The 652-nt window shown below is 70.6% G+C and carries 1 protein-coding gene; it reads right to left on the bottom strand.

Annotated elements, in window-relative coordinates; genetic code table 11:
• Window positions 1–652 (bottom strand): cell division protein FtsX (locus DYI24_RS27435; protein WP_164574548.1); only part of this gene is annotated, 652 nt, incomplete at both ends.

The raw sequence follows: 652 nt of genomic DNA, 5'->3' as shown, positions 1-652 counted from the left end.
ACAGCGTACGGCGCGAGGCCAAGGCGGTGATGCCGGCGATCAGCACCGCCATGCCGGCCAGCGCCAGATAGCCGGTGGGGCGCAGCGAGAAGGTGCCGAGCAGCGCCGCGAACTGGTCGCCGACCGGCGTGCCGGAAAACCACGTCGCCACCGACTCCGAAAAGCCGAACACGAAGATCGCCGCGCCGCCGCCGATCAGCCCGCCCTGCAGGCCGAGCAGCAGGAAGTGGCGGAAGAAACGATTGGCGATGTAGCTGTCGCTGGCGCCGACGAAGTGCAGCACTTCGACGATCGGCCGGTTGGCCGCCATCGCGCCGCGGGTGGCGAACGACACCGAGATCACGGTGGCGACGATGACGAGGCCGAGCACACCGATGCCGGCGAACACCGTGGCGCCGGTCATCGACCGCATCCGCTCGATCCAGGCACGATGGTCGTCGACCGTGGCACTGGGCGCGGCCTCGGTGACGCGGCGGCGCAATTCGGCCAGATCGAGCCCGCTGCCCGGTGCGGCACGCGCCACGATCACCCGCGGCACCGGCAGCTCATCGAGCGACAGCCCGGTGCCGAGCCACGGCTCCAGCAGCTTGGCGGATTCGTCCTTGGTGAAGAGCCGCACCTCGACCACGCCGGGCTGGCTGCGCACCACCTC

The organism is Rhodopseudomonas sp. BR0C11, from assembly GCF_010820945.1.
Taxonomy (GTDB): Bacteria; Pseudomonadota; Alphaproteobacteria; order Rhizobiales; family Xanthobacteraceae; genus Rhodopseudomonas; species Rhodopseudomonas palustris_H.
The sequence above is the reverse complement of the archived record's forward strand: the minus strand, read 5'-3'. Positions and strand labels throughout refer to the sequence as shown.